Origin of the sequence: Dysgonomonas sp. ZJ279 (assembly GCF_011039205.1) — a bacterium.
GTDB lineage: Bacteria > Bacteroidota > Bacteroidia > Bacteroidales > Dysgonomonadaceae > Dysgonomonas.
Window position 1 is genome coordinate 1 of sequence record NZ_JAAKEL010000041.1, and the last position, 6426, is coordinate 6426.

Here is a 6426-nt window from a genome sequence, read left to right on the forward strand (position 1 = left end):
AATGAGTTCTCAGAAATCAGATTTATATTCTTTTCCTAAAGTTATTATTGATAGAAAGGAGCTTGTTATACCAGATAAGGTTGGTCTAAAAACAAATCGTTTCCAAGGATTATTAACTGTGGGATATAGGTTTTAAAAGACAAGTTTTCTTTCTCCTTTTCTTATCTCCCAAACACCACATACTCGCGAGCTCGTTTGGTGTTTTCGGTCGAAGCGAAGCGGAGTAGAAAACAGCAAGATGAAACAGCACTATCGTACTGTTCCTATCTTGCCACTTCGTGGGGCGATTGATTCTCAATCGATTAACAGACTACAGATGAGTAGTATTCAATTGAAATACAATTGAAGTAAAACTTAGACTATTAATAATTAGGTCTATAACCTAAGAAATCCAATTGGATTTACAATTGAATAGAAAATAATTATGGATACAACAGTAACAATTAGTATCGCAACAGCGAAAAAGATAGATCGGATTTGCAAAGCAAACCAATGCACCAAAAAAGACTTTTTAAGTGCAGCTGTTACTTATTTCGAATGGTACGGGATTAATCCCTTATCGCATGAAAGTCCTGCGCAGGAAATGGAACGATTGATAAAAAGGGTTGATCAGGTAATAGCCTTTATCCGTACTCAAGAAAAAGAAATACTTCGCCCTGCGTGTGAAGCTATATTCTCAACTGATGAAAGAATAAAATTGAATTTAGAAAACCTTGCATCAAAACAGGATATAAAAAATATATCCGAACGATTTCAATTAGTTACATCGAATCTAAAAGATAACCAAAGTCTGATTAATCAAACTAAGTCCTCACAAGAACAGGGTTTCAAATTGTTATCTAAACTAATTGATGCAAAAGAAAAGACAGGTGTATTTGGGGATTTGTCAAAAATATACAATCAACAATGAATATTAAAATCCAAGGTGGAGGAGGTAGAATGTATAGCAATAAAGGTAGTTGCACGGCTATTGTCTCCTACCTGCAACATGAAGATATGGATAGAGGCATAGACGGAAAACCCATAGAGCCATTTTTCAATAATGAATATGATAAAGTGAGTAGCAAGGAAGTTACGTTTATGATTGATCACAACAAAGCTCAATTACACCGAAATGACAGCAAATTCTTTGTTGTTACTGTAAGCCCATCACAAGAAGAGCTAAAAGCTATGGGGAAAACACCAATGGAGAAATCCGAAGCATTACGTAACTATGTTCGTGATAATGTAATGGAACAATATGCAGGAAATTTCAATAAGAATCTAAAGAAAGAAAATATTATGTACTACGCAAAAATACACCATGATAGAGGCGATAAAGCAGGCGATAATATGCACTGCCATATCATTGTTAGTAGAAAGGACAGGAGCAATTCAATCAAAATAAGTCCTCAAACAAATCATAAGAACACAAAGAAAGGAGTTGTCAAAGGTGGATTTAATCGGGAAAACTTTATTCAGAATTGCGAAAAATCATTTGATAAATCTTTTAGTTATGATCGAGCACCTGAAAATAGTTTTGAATACCTAAATGTAATGAAGAACGGAGGTATAGACGATATGAAAATGCAGACCGAAAAAGCCATTGCCATAAGTCAGCAAAAGGAGAAGCCAAAAGAGATAGGTAAATCATTAAACAACGAAAAAGATATAGAATTATGAGCGCACTATTGAGCATCATTAAATATTTAATCCTGATTATAATTTTGCAATCTATCATGGTTGCTTACGGTACTATGATTTATAATCTGGCTTATCCGATACTACCTGAAACGATAACAGGCAAAATAGAAAGCTCTGTTATCTTAAATTCATTATTTAAGACTGGTAAACCATGGTATAGTTCATTAATTGGACTTGCATTTTACACCTCATTTTATATTATTGCCTTCAAATTATTTAGGGATAGAAATTTCCTAACCAAATTATTATTCGGTTCGCTAATGATCATGTTAATTGGTGGAGGAATGACATTAATAAAAAATCAACTGATTGCTACAATTTGTGGATTTATACCTTTGCTTGTGGCTTTACTACTTTTAATATTTAATCGAAAGGGAAAAAATAAAAACCCATCTACCCATAATACGAAGTTTGAAAAGAAGAATAAACAAGCTGAAAGCTTCATTTTTAAAACGAGTTACGGAAATATACAACTTGAAAATCCTTTCCGAGGTATTTATATACAAGGTGGTGCGGGTAGTGGTAAAAGTGTGAGTGTATTTGAGCCTATTATAGCCCAGATTTCAGAACAGGGATACACCGGACTGCTTTATGACTTCAAAAGTCCGGAATTGACAAATAAGGTCTTGGAAGCATACCAGAGAAACACAAATATAAGATCATTTGTTGTTGATTTTAAAAATCCCTATGCCAGTGATCGAGTAAACCCCATTGAGCCGTTATATTTAGTGAAATCAGCTTATGCACTCGAATATGCCACTACGCTAATAAATAATCTTTTACCTCAAACCATAAAAGAGCGTGATTTCTTTTCGGATAATGCAAGAATGGTTTTGAGTGGGGTGATTTGGTTTCTTCGTAATAGTTACTCACATTACTGTACACTACCTCATGTTATTAGCTTATTGTTACATACGGATATTGATAAGTTGATAAATATCATAAGTGAAGACTATGAGGCAGGGGGATTTGTATCCAGTTTGAAACAGGCTATTGATCGGGGAGCCGAACGACAAGCTGCGGGAGTTGCTTCGACTCTCCAAAATGCCCTCTCTCAATTAAACACCAAAGATATATTTTGGATATTGTCCGGCAATAATTTTGATTTGCATTTGAATAATCCAAATAATCCTAAATTTCTTTGTTTAGGTAACGACAGTACACTATCTTCTACCTATGCGCCTGTCATATCACTAATTATAAGTGTCGCACTTCGTTTAATGAATCAACCACTACAAGAAAAAAGCATTGTTTTACTGGATGAAGCGCCGACTATTTACATTCCTAATATTGAGCAATTACCCGCTACAGCTAGAAGCAATAAAGTTGCCACTATATTTGGGGTTCAAGATTATAGCCAGTTAGTTGATAAATACGGACAAGAAAAAGCTCAGGTCATTTTATCAAATCTCGGAAATCAGTTTTATGGAAGAACGGTCAATGCCAAAACAGCAGATATGATTAAGAACTTATTCGGTAAACATGATCGAACTTATCAAACAGCCAGTCGGGGAAGTGGAACAAGCGGGGAGTTTATCCATCTCTCAAGCAATACGAATAAAGGGATGAATGAAAGCATCCAAGAGCGAGACAGAGTAAAGGTATCAGATATCACGAATCTAGGACCGGGACAATTTTACGGTATAATAGCAGAAGGTTCTCCTAAGGAATTTCTTAATGCACAACTAATGCCTAGTGAGATAAAGTCAAGTTATCAACGAGAAAATAAAGCTACCGATCAAGAAATGGCTGAAAATTATGAACGAATTGTATTGGAAGCAAAGAGTATAATAAATTAGAAAATCATTTAAATTTTTAACTATGAAACTAATGAAAATAGAGGTGAATCCTTTACAAGAGTTCAGTAATTCGCTTAACGATTTATTTATAGCCACAGTTAAATGGTCTGTTTTACTTATTGTTATAGTTATAATGTATCATGTTGTAAAAAAGGCAATTAAAGATAAATGGTTCTGATTTTTATTATTTGAGGTCACAAAGGTAGCTTTGTTTCAAGCGATATCAAGGATATACAAGCATTACCTATTTTATAACAAATTTTTAACTATAGTAATAGATTAAAAATCCGATTAAAAATAGCCAATGTCCTTGACATCGCTTTTCACGTCACTTTAGGTTTGTTATTCAAAAAAAGAAAAAATATTGTTGAGAGATAGTGTAACTAAGCTATCTTAAGAAATACAAATAAAATTAAAGATTATATCGGTGTAGCGAAACGACCGTAAATGTAAATAATAAGATTTGAATTCCATGATACCACTAAGCTACAGAAGTGTTTTTTATAATCGGTGTAGCGAAGCGACTGAAATAGTTTAAGAGTAGGCCTCAATGGTGGTATTATAGCAAAGCGGTGTAGCGAAACGACTGATATTCTCTAACATCCTATTATAGACTATTTCATAGAAAAACAAGAACCCTATAGTTTGTTATGGATAACAGGGACTGTAGGGTTTTACGACTCAAAGATAGTTTTTATATTTATACGTTTATATAATTAATGCTATTTTTATTAAACTGGAAAAACGAAATAAATTAATCAATATTACCCCTGTATAATATATAAATAATTAACTCATCTTGATATAAATACAATAACACATAGTATCTAACTGAAATTTATTAATATATTAATGAATAATATTGTATATCTAAAAAATGATACGTTTATTTGTGAATAATCAATCTAATATGAAAAATTACAATAAAAAAAACTGCAATTTTTACTATAAAATATCTTCGGAAGACAATAAAGATAATGTAGAAATATACATCGGTCAAAGTTGCGGAAAGCAACTGCAAAATGAAATATTATCAGCTCAAAAAGAAGTACTTATCATTTCTCCTTATGTTGACATGTGCAAATTATATGATTTAATCAATTTGCACGATAAAGGAATTAATGTTCATATCGCCTTTAGCAAACCATATAATAGAGGTCATGAAGAGGAAATTCTCAGAAAACTAATAATCCAGGAGAAGCATATTGATGAAATTAAATATAATCAAAAACTCAATAAATTGAAGAAGAACAGGAATATGGCTTTTTGTTCTTTGATTTTAGGAATCGCTATCATTATCCTGTCCGTAGTTGCAATGTTTAATACGTATAGTCTTAATCTTTATTTTCTAGCATCTCTTCCTTTTTTTATTGGATTACGCTATCTAATCAAGAAAAAAGAAAGCTTAAATAAACTACCTATCTATTACTATACATATAAAGAAAGGATAAAGTTTAAATATTTCTGGGAGTATAATAACAATCGCTTTATTCATTCTAAAATTTATATCATAGATAGACGTGTTGCCTATCTTGGCTCAATTAATTTCACTTACAACGGCTTCAATTCAAACTTCGAAACCCGAGTAAGAATAACACATCAAGATCAAATCGAAAATTTAGTTGATTTCGTTAATAATATTTTTAATGACCACTCCAATTTCAATGGACATCAGATTGATTATTTAGGAAAAGATGTGCATGGGGAGGTATTATACTGAATTATCTTTTGTCATGCATAAGTGCGAAGCAATTCTTTTGTAGCGCATAATTCAATGATAAGTAATAGCAAAATAGAAGAAAAAGGTACAATGATTAATGTATTTGCAGTTCTGATAAATAACTAAAGTAATAATTATATACTAGACTCCATTACCATAAATTAGGTCAATCTAATTTATGTAGGGGCTGAGAGATATTAAAGATTTTCTAGTATCACTTTTTGTTAATACATGAGAGAGAATTGATAGATCGAGATTTGTTTCGGTTTGCCGTTGAAAAAGTTTAATTTTTAAATTATATAGTATGATTTTGCAGATAAAAGCCCAATCTTTAGAGCAACTAGAAACGATAGTGGTTAATAGTACATTAGTTGTGACTACTATTTTCGTATTAGCTATAGTAATTGGATTTATTATAAAGAAATACATGAACAAAAGATAATACAAAACCCAAAACTCTTTAAAGTAAATATTAACTTTATTGATTAATTAGTATTTTAAGCGGTGTAGCTAAGCCTCCCCAATAATGTTGAGTACGTAAAATATTTTCTATATTCTAGGGCATTGAAGCAAAGATAACTTTTTGTAGATTTGTCTAATAAGAAATATATTATGGAGCAAAGTATAAATAATACTCAAAAAGAATTCAAAGAGATACAAAATATAATTGTAACTCATAGAAATAGAGCATATCAATTAGTTAACTATGAAGGCATAGTCACAAATTGGGAAGTGGGTAAATATGTTTCGGATAAGTTAAAGAACTCTCATTGGGGAACTAGTGTTGTAGACAATCTAGTTAACTTTCTTAAACAAGAACAACCTGATCTAAAAGGATTTGATAGGAGAGCAATTTATAGAATGATCCAATTTTATGAAACATATAGTACCCCTGAATTTGTGGCGATAGCAACACCACAAATAGAATACATTGATAAACAACAAAATACAATTGTGGCGATCGAGTCCCCACAATTTGATAATAAGTATAAAGTTCTTACTTTACTAACCCTTATAAACTGGTCTTCTCATATAGAAATTCTTTCGGGATGTAAACTGGATGAAGAACGCATTTTTTATATACTCCTTTCTCATAATGTATAATATAATTGAAAAGTAGTCCACTTAGTAATTGAAAAGTATACCACTAAGTGTCTCGGATGAGATTGGCTAAAGATATTTATTCTTCATCAGGTTGTAACATTTTTTTAGTTTCTTTAACTC

At 31.7% G+C, this 6426-nt stretch carries 6 protein-coding genes; all 6 read left to right on the top strand.

Translation table 11 applies throughout. From position 1 onward, the window contains the following. Positions 1-424: 424 nt before the first annotated feature. The 6 genes from G7Y57_RS17585 to G7Y57_RS17610 all read left to right on the top strand — a co-directional run bounded on the left by G7Y57_RS17585 (position 425) and on the right by G7Y57_RS17610 (position 6306). Complete coding sequence (locus tag G7Y57_RS17585) at positions 425-910, top strand: BfmA/BtgA family mobilization protein (RefSeq protein WP_165027245.1); 486 nt, start codon at positions 425-427, stop codon at positions 908-910. Then, positions 907-1662 carry a DUF5712 family protein gene (locus G7Y57_RS17590; protein ID WP_165027246.1) on the top strand — a complete coding sequence of 252 codons (756 nt, stop codon included), beginning with the start codon at positions 907-909 and terminating at the stop codon, positions 1660-1662. Before G7Y57_RS17585 ends, G7Y57_RS17590 begins: the two co-directional genes overlap by 4 nt. Continuing rightward, positions 1659-3482 (top strand): type IV secretory system conjugative DNA transfer family protein, encoded by a 1824-nt coding sequence (locus tag G7Y57_RS17595; RefSeq protein ID WP_165027247.1) that lies wholly within the window; start codon positions 1659-1661, stop codon positions 3480-3482. Before G7Y57_RS17590 ends, G7Y57_RS17595 begins: the two co-directional genes overlap by 4 nt. 22 nt (positions 3483-3504) lie before the next feature. Beyond that, positions 3505-3660, top strand: coding sequence for a hypothetical protein (locus G7Y57_RS17600; RefSeq protein WP_165027249.1), 156 nt, complete (start codon positions 3505-3507; stop codon positions 3658-3660). 732 nt (positions 3661-4392) lie between these two features. Continuing rightward, complete coding sequence (locus tag G7Y57_RS17605; protein ID WP_165027251.1) at positions 4393-5202, top strand: phospholipase D-like domain-containing protein; 810 nt, start codon at positions 4393-4395, stop codon at positions 5200-5202. A 612-nt stretch (positions 5203-5814) separates the two neighbouring features. After that, the gene (locus G7Y57_RS17610) at positions 5815-6306 is read left to right on the top strand and encodes a DUF1016 N-terminal domain-containing protein (RefSeq protein WP_165027253.1); all 492 of its coding nucleotides are present in this window, start codon (positions 5815-5817) and stop codon (positions 6304-6306) included. The last annotated feature ends 120 nt before the right edge of the window (positions 6307-6426 follow it).